General features: G+C 44.4%; 13 protein-coding genes and 2 pseudogenes. 9 read left to right on the top strand and 6 right to left on the bottom strand.

The window, feature by feature from the left end; genetic code table 11:
- Positions 1–56: 56 nt before the first annotated feature.
- The 3 genes and pseudogenes from F6K51_RS31905 to F6K51_RS31895 form a co-directional block, all read right to left on the bottom strand.
- Entirely contained in the window at positions 57–797 is a 741-nt protein-coding gene (locus F6K51_RS31905; protein WP_293028322.1) for a transposase, read from the bottom strand.
- A 150-nt stretch (positions 798–947) separates the two neighbouring features.
- Positions 948–1,181: pseudogene (gene tnpA, locus F6K51_RS31900) on the bottom strand (IS200/IS605 family transposase); the annotation flags it as partial.
- A 70-nt stretch (positions 1,182–1,251) separates the two neighbouring features.
- On the bottom strand, positions 1,252–1,707 hold the full coding sequence (locus F6K51_RS31895) for a LapA family protein (RefSeq protein WP_293028319.1): 456 nt from the start codon (positions 1,705–1,707) through the stop codon (positions 1,252–1,254).
- 227 nt (positions 1,708–1,934) lie between these two features.
- On the opposite strand from F6K51_RS31895, the gene pdxH reads away from it, so the two are divergent.
- Both pdxH and F6K51_RS31885 read left to right on the top strand, forming a co-directional pair.
- Positions 1,935–2,579, top strand: a complete 645-nt coding sequence (gene pdxH / locus F6K51_RS31890) for a pyridoxamine 5'-phosphate oxidase (protein ID WP_293028316.1) — start codon at positions 1,935–1,937, stop codon at positions 2,577–2,579.
- Positions 2,580–2,918: 339 nt separating this feature from the next.
- Positions 2,919–4,322: a HEAT repeat domain-containing protein gene (locus F6K51_RS31885; protein ID WP_293028312.1), complete on the top strand. Its 1,404-nt coding sequence runs from the start codon at positions 2,919–2,921 to the stop codon at positions 4,320–4,322.
- Between the two features lie 239 nt (positions 4,323–4,561).
- Here F6K51_RS31885 and F6K51_RS31880 read toward each other — a convergent pair whose 3' ends face one another.
- From F6K51_RS31880 to F6K51_RS31870, 3 genes are all read right to left on the bottom strand, one after another.
- Entirely contained in the window at positions 4,562–6,622 is a 2,061-nt protein-coding gene (locus F6K51_RS31880) for a DICT sensory domain-containing protein (RefSeq protein ID WP_293028309.1), read from the bottom strand.
- A 198-nt stretch (positions 6,623–6,820) separates the two neighbouring features.
- Entirely contained in the window at positions 6,821–7,600 is a 780-nt protein-coding gene (locus tag F6K51_RS31875) for a photosystem II S4 domain protein (protein WP_293028305.1), read from the bottom strand.
- A gap of 232 nt (positions 7,601–7,832) precedes the next feature.
- Positions 7,833–8,339, bottom strand: coding sequence for a hypothetical protein (locus F6K51_RS31870; protein ID WP_293028324.1), 507 nt, complete (start codon positions 8,337–8,339; stop codon positions 7,833–7,835).
- A 361-nt stretch (positions 8,340–8,700) separates the two neighbouring features.
- On the opposite strand from F6K51_RS31870, the gene serA reads away from it, so the two are divergent.
- The 7 genes and pseudogenes from serA to F6K51_RS31835 form a co-directional block, all read left to right on the top strand.
- Complete coding sequence (gene serA / locus F6K51_RS31865) at positions 8,701–10,281, top strand: phosphoglycerate dehydrogenase (protein WP_293028302.1); 1,581 nt, start codon at positions 8,701–8,703, stop codon at positions 10,279–10,281.
- A 164-nt stretch (positions 10,282–10,445) separates the two neighbouring features.
- Positions 10,446–11,339: a 50S ribosomal protein L11 methyltransferase gene (prmA, locus tag F6K51_RS31860; RefSeq protein WP_293028299.1), complete on the top strand. Its 894-nt coding sequence runs from the start codon at positions 10,446–10,448 to the stop codon at positions 11,337–11,339.
- A 219-nt stretch (positions 11,340–11,558) separates the two neighbouring features.
- Positions 11,559–12,173 (top strand): hypothetical protein, encoded by a 615-nt coding sequence (locus F6K51_RS31855; protein ID WP_365940427.1) that lies wholly within the window; start codon positions 11,559–11,561, stop codon positions 12,171–12,173.
- A gap of 58 nt (positions 12,174–12,231) precedes the next feature.
- A complete protein-coding gene (locus tag F6K51_RS31850; RefSeq protein ID WP_293028296.1) occupies positions 12,232–13,128 on the top strand; it encodes a transposase in 897 nt (298 codons plus the stop codon).
- 32 nt (positions 13,129–13,160) lie between these two features.
- Positions 13,161–13,472, top strand: a complete 312-nt coding sequence (locus tag F6K51_RS31845; RefSeq protein WP_293028293.1) for a hypothetical protein — start codon at positions 13,161–13,163, stop codon at positions 13,470–13,472.
- 78 nt (positions 13,473–13,550) lie between these two features.
- The gene (locus F6K51_RS31840; RefSeq protein WP_293028290.1) at positions 13,551–13,895 is read left to right on the top strand and encodes a transposase; all 345 of its coding nucleotides are present in this window, start codon (positions 13,551–13,553) and stop codon (positions 13,893–13,895) included.
- A gap of 41 nt (positions 13,896–13,936) precedes the next feature.
- Positions 13,937–14,629: pseudogene (locus tag F6K51_RS31835) on the top strand (transposase); the annotation flags it as partial.
- Positions 14,630–15,373 lie beyond the last annotated feature (744 nt).

Here is a 15,373-nt window from a genome sequence, read left to right as displayed (position 1 = left end):
CTCTTAATGGGATGGGCTTTCACCATCATCCAGTACACAGTTAAGGTTTTTCGGGGCTATCCCCGCGAACCTCCTAAGGCATACCCCTCCTGTTTCAGGAGGCTCCTACTTAGAACGAGCCGCACTTTTCGGGAAACTCGACGTTGACGAAACTTTAAGCGTTTTTCTACCGTTCTGTAAAACCTAGGGTTAGGTTCAGTATTTCCTCTAGAATCAGTATAGAAATCTTTTAATCCAACATCTAGGCCAATAGTGGCGTCAGCAGGCTCCAGTTGTTCTTTGATATCAACTGAAACACAAAACTGAATGTAATACCCGTCAGCCCGTCGAACTATCCTAACCCGCTTAATTTGTTTCGCGGTCTCGCGCCAAAAGTCCCATTTACCTTTAAGCTTGAGCTTTCCAATTCCCTTTTTGTCACTAAAGGTTATTGACTTTTTATCAGGGGATAGCTTCCATCCCGACTGCTTATACTCAACTGTTCTGCAGTTTTTATGGAACTTTGGGAAGCCCTTTTTTCCAGGTACTTTCTTCTTGCAGTTGTCGAAAAAGCGAAGGATTGATGACCATGATCTTTCAGCGCTAGACTGTCGAGCGGTAGAGTTAAGCTCATTAGCAAAAGGGAATCTCTTAGCGAGAACAGCACTATATTTGTTAAGGTCAAACTTGTTAACCCCTTTGTTGTCCATCCAATACCTGATACAACTATTACGTATGAATTGAACTGTACGAATAGCCTCATCTATCGCAGAGTATTGGTGCTTTTTACCTTTGGCTTTGAACTCTAAGATAATCATCAGTTTCGACCTCAACTGCTTTCTACTTTATTCTACAACACTCAGAATAAAATTTCGGATTTTTCCAAGATATTTTTATCACGGCGACTAAAGTCGCTGCCAGCCTTCATCCCCGCTCGCTTTGAGACGGGGTTTTCGGCTTGGGGGAGTTTTATAAACTCCAAACTTATGGTTAACTTCCATAGCCAGATGTACATGGTCGGCCATTACTTCCATCTCTATAATTTCAAGGTCCATGTTCCGGCAAGCTTCTCTAATTAACTCTTTGAGCCTGGTCTCAAGGTTGCCTGTAAGAACTTTTCGTATGTTGTACTTAGGGCACCATAAAACATGGTAATTACAAGAGTAAACAACATTGTTGTTAGACTTATATTGCTTAGGCATTGAATCCTATAGCCTATAGGGGAGATTCAGTTCCTTGACATTTTCCCAATCCCCAATGGCAATCCCAAAATTAGTCTAATAGTGGATTATCTGACAATGGGTCAGATGCCGATAAAAGCAACTGTTTCTGTTCAATCTCAATTTTGTATTGTTGAATGTCGTCTTCTAATTGTCTAATCTGTTCATCCTTCGAGCGTATCTGCCCAACCATCTTACGAGTTCCTATAAAATTGATAAATCGCGTCCACAAGTTGAATAACCAGGCTATTACTGCTCCAAGCCACATGGATAGAATCAGTGCAATCGCCAAGGGAGCCTTAACCTGGATACCATCAATAATCCTAATGGAAACAGATTGGGTATTTTCCAAGCCAAATAAGACTAGTGCCAGACATAGAGCGAAAATCAGCAAAAAATTAATCTGTCGCATCAGCTTAATCCAAAACCGTTGCAGTTGCTTCCTACTTCTACAACAGATAACACGAAAAATCGGCTTTTTTAACTTGCCGATTACTGGAACGTGCACAGGTGTCCCAACGCCCACAGGTCAAGGACATCTACTTGGCACGGTGATCAACTGAACTTTTTATCTGTTCTCCCCCCGCTGTTTTGGGGGCTGGGGGGATCTTCCATTAGCTCAAGTTATGACTTTGTGCAGTATAGCAGCAGTTGGAGTTCCCTTCAAGCCTACACCTGCTTGGTAGGGAGATATCAAAGATGCCACCAAAACTGGTCAATTGTAAGGCAAGAAACATGAATACTAGAGTAGCTGATTTACGTAAGGATTACACATTGAAGGGTTTGAGTGAAACCGATGTCCACCCAAATCCTTTCGAGCAATTCAAAATTTGGTTTGACCAGGCAGTGGCTGCCCAATTGCCAGAACCGAATGCCATGACTATAGCTACAGCAACACCCGATGGCAAACCTTCCGCCCGGATGGTACTTCTGAAAGGCTACGATCAGCGGGGGTTTGTCTTTTACACTAATTACGACAGTAACAAGGGGCAGCAGTTAATCGAGAATCCTTGGGCTGCCATCACCTTTTGGTGGGCTGAGTTAGAACGACAGGTAAGGATTGAGGGGCGAGTCGATAAGCTAACAGCCGCTGAGTCTGATGCTTATTTTAACAGCCGTCCCAAGGGTTCTCAGCTGGGTGCTTGGGTGTCGGATCAAAGCCAAGTCATCCCTAGTCGCGAGGTGTTAGAGCAACGGCTACAGCAACTGAAGCAGGACTATGAAAATAAAGAGGTACCTCGTCCACCCCACTGGGGAGGGTTCCGGGTGATTCCATCAGAAATTGAGTTTTGGCAGGGGCGTCCCAGTCGGCTGCACGATCGGTTGCTGTACAATGATGGTGAAGATGGGGATTGGGTGATTAAACGATTGTCCCCTTAGTATGAAGGATTAAGGATTAAGTATGAAGTATGAAGGATTAAGGATTAAGGTGGATGGGCTAATTAGATGTGGCTAGCAACTATGGGTAATTGGGTAGTGGTAAAGATGTAGTGATTGTGCTAGGGTCTGGTCAAGGTAACGGGAGCTAAAATCACTACTTGTGTACCACTACCCTCAAAGGGAGGATATTGACGAGATCTGTCCGGCACTTTGTCCGCCAGGTTTTAAGTCATTAGCTGAGTACTCTCAGTCAACATGCTCTCCTTGGGATACGGAAGAGAACCGGAAGTATAGGGTAGGACGTTAACTAGGGTAATGGTCAGAAGGAAAAATGAACAAATGACTGTTATTGATTCTCCTCAACAGCTCAACAATGCTGAAGCTGCCATAACCGCTTTGAAGAACAGTGACGATAGCGGAATTCGCTATTATGCTGCTTGGTGGTTGGGGAAAAATCGTATTCAGGAGGCTATTCCTCTGCTGTGTGAATGTCTTAAAGACGAGCGAGATAGAACTGCTCTAGGGGGTTATCCCCTTCGCCGTCAGGCAGCTCGTTCGTTAGGAATGTTAAAAGATCCACAGGCAGTCCCAGCATTGATTGAAGCTTTAGAGTGCTCTGACCTCAAACTGCAAGAAGCTGTGATTCTGGCATTGAAGGATATTGGCGCTCGCGCTGCAGTCCCTGCATTACTTGATCTCCTTAATGCACAGAAAGAGGATAAGCCAACAGAAGCCTTAATTGAGGCGTTTACAGCGTTCAAAGTTTGGGAAGTCCAGGATCAATTTGAACCTTTTTTAGAGCACTCGTCTGAACGGGTAAAATGTGCGGCCGCTCAATATTTTTATGCCCTAACCCTTGAACCTCGTTACCTAGAGATGATTTTTCAAACTCTCGGTCATGAGAATCGGTTTTTGCGATATGCGGCAGCATTTGATCTTTCAGCCCTTGGTCGGTTCGAAACTGCTCCGGCGATTATTAAGGCACAAATTCCTAACAATATTAAATTAGCAACTCTGAAGTGCATCTTGGAATCACTTTTACTGGATCAAGCAGAGACAGAAGTTAGACGGCAAGAACAATCGAATTTTTTATTCCAAACAATTGACGAGCTTCTGCTGGATGCGATTGAAGGGAACATTCCCAGAGCGAATACAGTGGAGTCAAATCAGGAAGTTGAGAAAATCATGGGATTGGTGGCTCAACCAATCCCAACTTCTCAACAAATGCCTGAAAGCCCTATCTCAGTATTGTTCGAAGCCTTGAAATCTCCTTATCCCAAAGTTAAAGCTGCTGCAATCAAGGGATTAGTTCAATTGGCACCTGCCAGTGTTGATTCGATAATTCAGATATTTGATACTGATGAAGATCAAGACTTGAGGGCTGGACTAACTCAAGCCCTGATGCACATTGGCGCTCCTCGAACACTGTCCCTGTTGGAAAAGGTGATTGGTTTTGAGATAGCTGATCATTGTCAAGGGAAGATTCGCCGAGTTGCAGCTCGGGGTTTAGGTAAAATCGGTCGTCAAGCTTGCGCTCCAGAAGTCATCTCACGAGCGATTGAAAAGCTAAAGTGGACCATTAGCCAGCCTGATGATTGGGGGCTTCGTTATAGTGCTGCTGTCTCACTTGAAGAAATTGGGAATAGTGATGCGATTCTAGTGTTGCAGGCTGCATCTGAGAGCGAATCCGATCTAGTTGTACAAACGAGGATTGAACGAGCTTTAGCAGCAATTGCTTGGTAGCTTATGATACTTGATATGGGTCAAGTCCCCTAACTTGCAACGCTTAAGTTAGGGCTTCCAAGAAACTCTAAGGCGTTGCTGAATCGGGGTATGATTTTAGGAACAAGCGATCTCTAAGAAGAGGCAAAATTTAAAAAAAAGTTAGTAGATATTCCTAAGGAATGGGGCAGAAAATTATTAGATAAACTTCGTTATAAACTGGGATGTATGTGTCATAAAATTAGTTATATTCATTTCCCCTAACGTTTACGCCGAGCTTTTGAGTGCTTTGATTTTGGAGTTTGGATAATGGGAACAGTAAAGTAAAACTGAGAACCTTGGTCTTTGCCAGCTGAATTTGCCCAAATTTTACCGCCCCAGCCTTTGACAATTTGGCGACAAATTGCTAAACCTAGCCCTGTTCCCCCAGTAGTTCGCCGCAGAGCACCTTCTTCTTGATAGAAGCGGTCAAAAACAGCTTCCAGCCGATTGGGTTCAATACCACGTCCAGAATCTTCGATAATAACTACTATCATGGAATTGTCCAGTGTTTGGATACTTATAGTTACTTCTCCTTGTGGGCTGGTAAATTTGCAGGCATTATCGAGAAGTCTAGCTAGAGTTTCAACTAGCCACTCCCCGTCGGCTTTGACTAATGGAAGGTTCTCTGGAACTTGAACCGATAAACTAGGTCGTTCATCTTCAGAACGGCGAGCGCAAACATTACTCAGGGAAAGGTCAATGCACTCTCTTAGGGAGAGGGATTCTGGGTGCCATTCCACACGACCACTTTCTAAGCGAGAAAGAGTAAGGAAGTCCTGAATCAGTTTCCGCATTCGTTCGGCGTCAGCGAGGGCAGTATTGAGCATCACCTGACGCAATTCTAGGGACATATCTGGCTCACTAGCTAGACTCTCAAGACATACTTGAATTGTGGAGAGAGGAGTGCGCAGTTCATGACCTGTAATCGCTACTAAATTGCTACGGGTGCGGTCAAGAGCTTCTAGCTGCTGATTCAAATCTTCTAGGTTGGCGTAGGCTTCGGCTTGAATCAAAGCTACACCGACTTGAGTTGCGATCGCATCCACTAAGGCTAACTCATCCTTTTCCCATTGATAAGGTTGGGAACCACAATGATGTATATCTAACATGCCCAATAACTGACCCTGATACAGCACTGGTACTTTCAGCCAAGAGCGAATGGCAAGCTCTTGGACTAGATTGTGCAAGGTTTTTGATCGTCGATTACCAGTTTTATTTGTGGAATTAGTACCGTTAATCCGAGGATCTGTCTGGGTGTCTTCTACATAAATCCGTTCTCCACTCTGGACAACCTCTTGGAATAGGCAATTGTCTTGCAATGGCCATATTTTTCCTAGTGTGGGCACTAATGGTTCATCCCCCTGACTAGAGGGCTTTAAGAACTCATGATTGATGATAGTAGTGGTATCTGTTGCTTTACAGCGATAAATCAGACACCGTGATGCATCAAGGGCTTTACCCAACTCCTGCACAGCGACTTCAAGAATGGCATTGGGATCAAGGGATCGCCTAATGGCGTTGGAAATAGAATTGATCAGAGATTCTTTCTTGCCCTGAGCAGCAATGGAGCGATAGGCTTTGAGCAATTTATACTGACCTGCCTGTAGGTAAGTCACCAAACGCTGGACAAAAGGATCAGAATTGGCGGAACTTTGAGCTTGGTCGAGAAGGGATAGATTACTGGTGGAGTTTTGGGTTAATCGAGCACTAACTACTAATGAATCGTCTAAATACTGAGATTTGGCCTGTTCAATCTTAGCGCCTAGTTCAGGTCGGTAAATTTGAATGCGATTGAGTAATATCTCAGCTGCTTTTTGACTCACCGTCCGGTCAAATGTCCAGATTCCTTCAAAACGTCGGGATGAGTCCATTTCCCCATTGGTAACCTCTAGTATTGGTGAGGGTCGTTCTTGACAAATCAAACAGTTTGTGTATGTTTTCCCAATAACTACCAAATGCCATTCTTGAGAGAGGGTATCGTTGGGTTCAAATGCCACGGTTTCGTGATACTCTGAACTACTCTTAAATTCTGTTTCCGGTGCTGCTAGTACATAGACTTGGGGGGTCTGTTGAGCAATGCGTCGATATCGATGAGCTTCCTGACGGTAGAAACGCTCTCGCTGGAAGCTAGCAATGACCAACGGCTGCTCTGAGCCAGCTAATACCTGATCTTCCATGGCATGGGAAAGTGCGGTCAAAGAAGACTTAAAGTACACCTGTGACCGCAGTATAGGTATAGCTTGCAGTAAGCTTTGCAGCACGGAAGTCGTAATAATCATTAATAAATTTTCATCACAAATGCTAGGTATTGTAGAAACCCCAGCTATGGGCGACGGGGAACGAAAAACCAGTCAGGCTCTTTAGTCCCAGTCAGGGTATGGGGTGCTGACAACCTATAGACTTTTTATGTGTACCTTTCTCAATTTATCTTATACACAGGGGATTGAACACAGCGAATGTTGAAGCCTCACTCTGTTTCAGATGTATCGGGTTAATTCAACCCGATATCTTTGTTTTTTAGTAATAGAGACATCCCCAACCTCCAAGCGTCCTTTACCGCGAATGGCAATCAAATCTCCAGATTTGACTGTATAGCTAGATTGTTTGACCTCTTTCCAGTTAACCCGCACATCCCCAGTGGTAATGAAATCAACCATCTTGCTGCGGGACATACCAAACCCAGCCGATGCGATCGCATCTAGACGCATGGAAGCTTCTGTTGTTGTTCTGAGTTTCTTTTTCGGCTCCTTAACCTTGAGTTCACTCAAATCAATCCTTTGAGTTTTGACAGGTACCGAACGCACCTGATTTAAATTCAGCTCCAGAAACTCTACCAACTCTGGTACGACAATCACCTGAGCACCTCGCTCTCCCAAGACAATAATGTCCCCAATCTTCTCTCGCACCAATCCAGTTCCCAGAATTGCCCCCAAGAAATCCCGGTGAGTTGCCGTATCAAACAAAAAATTCCCAGCAATATCCAAACCCACCACTTCTACCTGAGATTTATCCAGAGGCAATTCCTCACGGGCGATCCCTAACCGTTGTCGTTCTGCCTGAGGATATCCTCCCCAAGCCAGCAATTGCACCTCTGTCAACCGTTCAAACTGCTGAGCAACCTCTACCAAAACTGGCGGTGATAGAAAATCAGTCAATACCACCTCCCAAGTCTTAATTGCTTGATCAGCTTGGTCAATCACACGAGCCACATCCTCTCGATTCTCTACACCTTTTAAAAGTTCTTCTCTAGGTAGCATTCCTAATAGCTTGTTAAAGACTTTTGATTTTAAATAATTATTTCCTCAAATTGTAATTAGGATTTAGCAATAGGTAATTCGTTTCTTTTACCATCTATTTCCCATTACTAACTATACAATTTATCTTTATTAACTTTTATTAATTTTTATTTACATTTAGGCTTAGTTACTTCCCACTTTTTGTCCCTTTGGGATTTTTACCACCAAAATAATTGCGCAACCCTTAAATAGTCTAGAGGAACTCATACCTTTGAATAGTCTCCGGCTGAAACTGACGCATAATTTTAGTCCCTAGCTCTGTCAAACTCTCGGATCCCTGAACAACAATTAAGTATTTTCCCTGATTCAGACGGTTCCGATAAGGCAGTGCATCACCACTACCAACACTCAAACCAACCCCACCTCCAACGAAAACGCTACCCATTGCTGCTGCGATCGCACCAAATACCCCTCCCAGGAGATGATTGCCAATTTCGCTAGAGAAGCCAAACAGTTTTATTTCAGTTAGCATATTGAACAGATAACCCGCCGCAAATCCAAAGGGAACCAACCAATATGCCATTCGTCGGGCTCCCTTGATTCCCTGTTGTTTGGGGTCAATGAATCCAAACTCATCAGCACTCTTATATCCTCTACCCAAGATACTTACTCGATCCATAGGTAATTCTTCTTTTTCCAAAGCAGTATAAGCTTCTTCTGCCTTAATGCGGTTGGGGAATACAGCAATCACATATTTCATCGCCACTTGTGCTGATTATGTACATGTAAAGTTTACTTGAACTCTTGCTTGAGCTCCTTTTGATCCCCCGCCTCAAGCACAGGGGTTTTCAACAGTTAGAGTTTTGAGAAATTTTCCATCAAAGATGGGGGAAACTTAAAATCTTTTAGATCACTAGCGATCCAGGGATACCTTTGCCGTTAAGATAGCATACTGCGGTCAGAGCTACTGAATGTGAACAAATCGACCTGTTCAACTACATTTCCTTGTAGTTAAGTGCTATTTGATGATGGTTCATCTCTAGTACTCTTGGGGTTGATCTGAGTTTCTCATGGCATAGCTCCAGCACCGTGTGTATAGCCCATTAACCTATCTCCTGGTCATGTCTAAGGTTCTTGTTTCTGACTCAATTGATCAAGCTGGTATTGATATCCTTTCCCAAGTTGCTCAGGTTGATTTCAATCCGAATCTATCACCGGAAGAACTATTGACAATTATTCCAGACTATGATGCTCTGATGATTCGCTCTGGCACCCGCGTTACCCAAGAGGTAATTGAGGCGGGCAAGCAACTCAAGATCATCGGTCGTGCTGGTGTTGGGGTTGATAATGTCGATATCCCAGCAGCAACTCGTCATGGGATTGTAGTGGTTAACTCTCCGGAAGGGAATACTATAGCCGCAGCCGAACATGCCCTGGCAATGATGCTAGCCCTATCTCGCCATATCTCCGATGCCAATCAGTCAGTTAAAAGCAATAAGTGGCAGCGTAAGCTTTTTATTGGCACAGAAGTTTACAAAAAAACCCTTGGTGTAGTTGGCTTGGGTAAAATTGGCTCCCATGTAGCAACTGTCGCCCGAGCAATGGGAATGAAGTTGCTGGGCTATGACCCCTTCATTTCGGTAGAACGGGCCGAACAGCTAGGCTGTCGTTTAGTCGAGATGGATTTGCTGTTGCGCGAGTCTGATTACATCACACTCCATATCCCGAAAACTCCAGAAACCGCTCATCTGATTAATGACGAAGCCATTGCTAAGATGAAGCCGACTGCCCGAATTATCAACTGTGCCAGAGGAGGCATTATTGATGAAGAAGCCCTGGCTAAGGCACTCAAAGAGGGTAAGATTGCTGGTGCAGCATTGGATGTTTATGAATCAGAACCACTAGGAGAATCCCCCTTGCGTGAATTGGGGAAAGAAATCGTTCTGACCCCCCACCTAGGGGCATCTACCACAGAAGCCCAAGTTAATGTTGCTGTTGATGTAGCCGAACAAATTCGGGATGTCCTCTTAGGCTTACCCGCCCGTTCAGCAGTTAATATTCCTGGATTGTCACCCAATGTGATTGAAAAACTCAGACCATACATGGAGTTGGCAGAAACTCTGGGTAACCTAGTTGCTCAACTGGCGGGGGGACGCATTGAATTACTTGATGTCCGATTACAGGGAGAGTTAGCTACCAACGAAAGCCAGCCCTTAGTGGTTGCTGCCCTCAAAGGCTTACTTTCCCAGGCACTGCGAGAGCGGGTAAACTATGTCAATGCATCCATTGAAGCAAAAGAGCGGGGCATTCGGGTAATTGAAACCAGGGATGCTTCGATGCGAGACTATTCTGGGTCCCTAGATCTATCAGCTACCGGTTCCATGGGGAAACATTCTGTAACGGGTGCTTTGTTAAATGATGGGGAAATCTACATTACCAGTATCGACGAATTCCCGATTAATGTTCCTCCCACTCACTATATGCTGTTTACCCTACACCGGGATATGCCGGGAATTATTGGTAAAATTGGCTCTCTACTGGGTAGTTTTAATGTCAATATTGCCAGTATGCAGGTGGGCCGCAAAATTGTGCGGGGTGACGCAGTTATGGTGCTTAGTCTAGATGACCCCTTACCGGAGGGAGTTTTGACAGAGATTATGAAGGTGCCAGGGATTAGGGATGCTCACACGGTAACTTTATAAGTTCAGTACTGAATATATTCAGTACTGAGTGCTGAGTGCTGAGTGCTGAATATGGGGAAAAGGTTATAGGTACAAACAATCTTGATCCTTAACGAAGGAGCGTGTATCTCCCCCTGCTGACTCCCCACTCTTAAACTCAGCACTCTTGACCTCGGAACTAAGATATGGCAAACAGCTGGTGGGAAATTCAAATTTTGTGCGACTCTGCCTTAGAGGATTTAATCTTCTGGCGATTGGAGAAGTTTGGTTGTCGAGGAATGTCCAGCCAGCTTAAGGGACATTCTCAACTAGTGCTGGCTCACTTACCCCAAATACAAGCACAGCTGTTGGATTTGGCAGCCCTTGCCCTTTGGGTAAGTCAGGACGCCCTTACTGTAGGGCTGCCAGTACCGATAACTCGGTGGCACCTGATTGATGAGGAAGATTGGGCAAGTAGTTGGAAACAATACTGGGAACCCCAAGAAATTGGCGATCGCTTTTTGATCTATCCCGCCTGGCTACCCTTACCAGACCCTTCCGAACGGATCTTGTTACGCCTTGATCCTGGAGCAGCATTTGGCACAGGTACCCATCCCACCACTCAGTTATGCATGGAAGCATTAGAGATGCGTCTAGGCTACAGTGATCAGGAGAATGTGGTAGTGGATATTGGCTGTGGTTCGGGCATTCTTTCCATTGCCTCGGTGTTGTTAGGGGCTAAAAAGGTCTATGGCGTGGATATTGACCCATTAGCCGTGGGTGCTGCCCGCAACAACCGCTCTCTTAACAACATGTCTGAGCAGGATCTGGTAATAGAACAGGGTAGTCTAGAAACCTTGTCTAAGCTTACTAATGGTGAACCAGTAGATGGAATCCTCTGCAATATTCTGGCAGAGGTGATTATTGATTTAATTCCACTAATGAATGCTATTGTGAAACCCACCAGCTGGGGAGTTATCAGTGGTGTGTTATTAGATCAGGTGAAACCGATTGCTGATACCCTAGAACAAAATAACTGGATTGTCGCCACCCTCTGGAAGCGTCAAGATTGGTGTTGTTTTAATATTCGGCGTTCCTGATTACTGATTAGTCATTCATGCAAGTTGTTGGATAGCCAGTTGGATACGGGTGCCCACTGTTACATCGGTTTCAGTCTTGAACATTTGCGCTAAATGAGTTTTGATAGTCTCGCAATCAAACCCTAATAAATAGGGATAAAACAGTATTTAACGGTATAAAACCGACATTGACATTTTTATAGCACTAGAGTATACTGAGGAAAGAAGACACCCTAGTTGATGATGCCCAAAAAAGTAGGAGTAACAAAGAAGATATCAACTCAGATTGTCCCAGTAGTAGGGATGACTGAATCGGTTGAGGCTGAGTTACTATCTACTATGAAAAAGCTGGGCATTGTTCGGGCTGAGTCTTACAACAAGCTAGGAAGCATCAACTATTGGGGATTAGACTGGAAAAAGGCTATTCCGGAAGTAAAAAGTTTTAGAACTCCCGATACCTTGGGGCTGCCTGCCAAATTAATGGACTGGACTATCAATGATGTAGCGAAAGCCATTACAGCTCAACAAGCTGCCTGTATCGATGCAGTTATAAAAAAAATTTACAAAAGGTTTTCTGGGAAAAAAGATCAAAAGACTAGGAAAGAACTTTGCAAGCAGCTTAAGACCTTAGCTTTTCTAAAAAATCCACTCCTTCATAGACTTGTTAGAAAACAATTTCATAGAGGACATTCTTGGGTCAAAAATCAAATAGTCTATCAACAAGTAGGATATAACTGTAAGAGACTTTATCAAAATACTTACCAGCTAGAATTAGCTGGCCTTACTAGAGGAAAAAGAAATAAAATAATCGTCAAGTCTAATGTAACTTCTCAATTACCCCTGCACCCCCTGTGAAGGGATCTATGTTGGCAGTCCCCTTGCCAAAAGTACGTAAATCTGGTCTAACAGAGATATGACTGAAATTCCTGTGCTGGCCACTCTCGACGAAACAACCGACCTCCCAGAGGAGGAGCGTCTGCGCTTGTTTGTGCAACAGCAGCAAGCAATAATAGGGTTGTTGGCTCAGCAAAATCAAGCATTAGAGAAACAGGTAAAACAGTTAACCGAACGCATCAGTCAATTAGAAGAAGAGTTACGGCAGAAAAAGAAACTGAGCAAGAAGCCCCAGTTAAAAGCGAGTAAACTAAACCAAGGCATTGAGTCTCAGCAACAGAGTAGCAAACGACCTGGTTCTGCCCATAGCAGTAAAAAACAAGGGTTCGTGGTCAATGAAGAACGCAAAATAGAGCTAGAGGAGTTGCCAGAGGGAGCAAGATTCAATGGGTATCGGGAATATGACGTCCAAGAACTATGTATAAAGCGCAACAATATTCGATTTTTGTTGGCAGAGTACGTTTTAGAGGATGGGAGTGTTATTTGTGCCCAGTTGCCGCCAGAGTATAGCTTGACGGGTCATTATGGTCCGGAGTTGGTGGGTTATATATTGCATGAACACTACCAAAATCGAGTGCCGCAACCGTTGATATATCAACAGCTAAAGGATTGGGGAATCGATATTTCAGTCGGCCAAGTCAATCGAATATTAACCGAAAAACTAGAGGAGTTTCATCAGGAACAAGCCTCAGTGTTAGAAACAGGCTTGGGCTACTCAAACTACATTCACACGGATGATACCGGAGCCCGCCAGGGAGGTAAGAATGGGTATTGCACAGTGATTGGCAATGAGTGGTTTAGTTACTTTGCTAGTACTCTGAGCAAGAGTCGGAGCAACTTTTTGGAGCAACTCCACGGCAATAAACCAAGCTATGTACGTGGGGGAGTGTTCCCGCAAGTATTTACAGAGCTATAAATTAGGGAAAAAGCAATGGAAGGTCTTGGAGTTTGACTTCCTTTGTCTTGGCCAATAGCACCCAAGCCTGGAATCAATATTTGGATTCTATCGGTATAGTCACGCCTTTGGCGGTTCGGTTGGTCACAGAAGCTGCCCTGCTGGGAGGTTTGATTGAGGGGGGAGTTAGTCAGAAGTTGGTGATTCTTTCCGATGGTGCAGGCCAGTTTAATCTCCTGGTCCATGCCTTGTGCTGGGTTCATGCTGAACGAGCCATCCGGAAATTAGAGGGGAGCACTGCTGTGTTTCGCGCCCAAATTGAAGAAGTCCAAACCCTCTTGTGGGACTATTACCAAGAGCATTAAACCTACCCAAAGACTCCCAGTGACCAGTACAAGAAGTACTTATGGGCTCGCTTTGATGAGGTTTTTGGTCGGTGCTATTTGCAACACCCCACCCTCAATAACACCTTGATGGGATTTAGGAAAAACAAGAAACAGCTAATGATGGTTCTTGATGATCCGGATATTCCACTCCACAACAATGCAGCCTCCTCTGACATCCGAGAATTTGTCACCCGTCGAAAAATTAGTGGTGGCACTCGCAATGATGTTGGACGAAAAGCCAGAGATACGATGGTAGGTTTGAAAAAGACTTGTCGCAAGCTAGGGGTTTGCTTCTGGGACTATCTATTGTCAAGGGATAGAGGTGACCACAGCATTCCCTCTTTACCAGAACTGATTAAACACAAATCCATGGAGCACTTACAGGTTGGTAACCCAGTCTGAAGCATTCCCAATTCAACTTGTAATCAGCACTTATTGAGAACTTGCAGTCTAATCGAAAAATAAAAGGTCAGATTAGACTAATATACAATCAATTATTGCAAAAGTTTGAGGTTCACTTTTTAGTAGATCATGGCAATGTTAGAATCCCTGCTGAACGTCGCAGCATAGGGCTAGACAAAGGATACACCGAGGCTTTTTATGATTCAGACGGCCAGACCCATGGAAAAGGACTAGGCAAAGCAGCCACCCAAAAATCCGATCGTATCTGCGAGAAAAACAGAAAGAGAGGAAAACTCTGGGCACTCCACAGAAAGCTCGAAAAAATAGACCCAGTGAAGTCTGCTCGGGTATTAAAAAACAATTTAGCTAGAAAAACAGAAAATAAGCGTTATAGGCAGAACCAATCAGAGATTAAAGCCATCATAGGAGCAGCCTCCAAGTCTGTTTTTAATGGTGAGTCATTAAAAGTATTTGCTGTTCGCGTAGCGTGGCCTACGGCCTCAGATTTAACACAACCAATCCGAAATAAACGCCAGTCCAAACCTCTGTCTCGTAAGCTCAATAGTTGGATGAAAGGAGAGCTTCGAGATTCATTACAGAAATGGGCTAATTGGACTGGCTCGGTTGTGACAGAAGTTCAACCTAGTTACACGTCGCAAGTTGACTCTAGGAATGGAACCCTTCTTGGGAAAAGGACTGGGGACAACTTTACCGGATTTGATGGGGTCGTGTTGTGCGGCTTGTTCCTAGTAGGAGCTGCCTATCCCAGGCAGGGTATGACTAGGGGATTCGCGGGGAAAACCCCGAACTCTAACTACCTGATGGATGGTGGTGAAAGTCCACCCCATTAAGAGATGATGTGACTCCTTATCTGGCCACACCGAGCAAGGTGACAACCTAGCAGAGTGAAGCTGGCACCAGGGCGGAATCAGAGGTGAAACAGATTAGCCACACTGCCGCTAAAAGGGAGACGATACGGATAGATTAACAAAAGTCCTAAAAAAGTGTCTTACCCCAAAGCCGCAATCTGAAGATATGCGAGATTTCACCCTCTAATCCTCACAGCGTTATAACACGAACAGCTGTAATCTCCGAGGAGAGGGTAGGCAAATTGGTTAGAAGTTACCGCAAGAATAGTGGAGCCTTTATAGTTAGTCGGCTATGGGTAAAAGGGTTAAAAATTTTGTAGTAAGGCTCCACTATTCTAAGGTTTCATCTCCGGACTGTCCTAAACCGTCATAACAATCTATCAGGTGGAACAAGTAAAAACGACAGCAAATAGGTCTAAGGACTAGTCGAACCTTAGTAAGCTATGTCAAGCTTAATCCCTACTGTCGGGTAGGATGCAGCCGTGCGATTCGTTGACTAGAAACCTTGCCCATCAAGGGTTTAGGAGGATTAGTCGCAAGGAAGAAAGAACCTTGACAACTTGATAACCATGATGGTGAAAGACCATCCCTCGTGAAATCCGAGTGACA

This window comes from Moorena sp. SIO3I8, assembly GCF_010692325.1.
Taxonomy (GTDB): Bacteria; Cyanobacteriota; Cyanobacteriia; order Cyanobacteriales; family Coleofasciculaceae; genus Moorena.
Note: the sequence above shows the minus strand (reverse complement) of the source record. Positions and strands in the feature narration are given on the sequence as shown.

Coding starts and splice junctions, on each gene's coding strand:
- F6K51_RS31905 (WP_293028322.1), bottom strand. CDS start 797: ATGATTATCTTAGAGTTCAAAGCCAAAGGTAAAAAGCACCAATACTCT.
- pdxH (WP_293028316.1), top strand. CDS start 1,935: ATGAATACTAGAGTAGCTGATTTACGTAAGGATTACACATTGAAGGGT.
- F6K51_RS31885 (WP_293028312.1), top strand. CDS start 2,919: ATGACTGTTATTGATTCTCCTCAACAGCTCAACAATGCTGAAGCTGCC.
- F6K51_RS31880 (WP_293028309.1), bottom strand. CDS start 6,622: ATGATTATTACGACTTCCGTGCTGCAAAGCTTACTGCAAGCTATACCT.
- F6K51_RS31875 (WP_293028305.1), bottom strand. CDS start 7,600: ATGCTACCTAGAGAAGAACTTTTAAAAGGTGTAGAGAATCGAGAGGAT.
- F6K51_RS31870 (WP_293028324.1), bottom strand. CDS start 8,339: ATGAAATATGTGATTGCTGTATTCCCCAACCGCATTAAGGCAGAAGAA.
- serA (WP_293028302.1), top strand. CDS start 8,701: ATGTCTAAGGTTCTTGTTTCTGACTCAATTGATCAAGCTGGTATTGAT.
- prmA (WP_293028299.1), top strand. CDS start 10,446: ATGGCAAACAGCTGGTGGGAAATTCAAATTTTGTGCGACTCTGCCTTA.
- F6K51_RS31855 (WP_365940427.1), top strand. CDS start 11,559: ATGATGCCCAAAAAAGTAGGAGTAACAAAGAAGATATCAACTCAGATT.
- F6K51_RS31850 (WP_293028296.1), top strand. CDS start 12,232: ATGACTGAAATTCCTGTGCTGGCCACTCTCGACGAAACAACCGACCTC.